Raw genomic sequence first — 782 nt, forward strand, 5'->3', positions numbered from 1 at the left:
TCTTCCTAACTCAAAGCGAGCTTCGTGCTCGCTTTCTTTTTTCGCTCAATAAAACCTGAAATACCGAGAACGTTAATGTCATCTTGTTGTCTGCGACGAAAACCACATTCTGGTTGTGTTTGAAAGCCCATCCAATTGATGTTAAACATGCAGTTTACAAAATCACAACAATACCCATTTGAGGCTTCTCCCGACTTTGCTGCCGGCTAGGTACATTTATGACAGAAAATACATCCTCTCTTCCTCGATCTTCTGGGGAGCTACATGAGTTCACTCGGGCTGACGTCTGGGGCGGATTTACTCAGCTTTTACCGCTTTCCTTTTTTGTGGTGGTCTTTGGCCTCGCCTTTGGGGTTGCTGCGGTGCAAACCGGCTTAGACGCCTTTCCGACTCTTTTAATGAGTACGCTCGTCTTTGCTGGTGCGTCTCAGTTTGCCACGTTAGAAATGTGGGGAGCTGAAGTACCACTTGTACCGGTTTTGATTACTGTGTTTGCCATCAATGCTCGACACCTTCTGATGGGTGCGACGCTCTACCCTTGGCTGAGACAGCTACCGCCACATAAGAGCTATGGCATTATGTTGCTTGCCTCCGACGCAAACTGGGCAATGGCGATGAACGCATTTGGCAAGAAAGAGCCTGGGTTTGGTTTGTTGGTCGGCGGAGGGCTTGCGCTTTGGGGCTTCTGGATTGTCGGCACGTGGATGGGGATCTACTTTGGTGGTGCCATCAAAGATCCGGTCAGTCTCGGACTTGATATGGTCATGGGTTGCTTTTTACTT

At 48.8% G+C, this 782-nt stretch carries 1 protein-coding gene; it reads left to right on the forward strand.

Translation table 11 applies throughout. The features are described from left to right. Positions 1-218: 218 nt before the first annotated feature. Positions 219-782: AzlC family ABC transporter permease (locus tag R8N47_RS24605; RefSeq protein ID WP_318186023.1), on the forward strand; the 564-nt coding region annotated here is incomplete at its 3' end.

This window comes from Vibrio sp. 2132-1 (assembly GCF_033344315.1).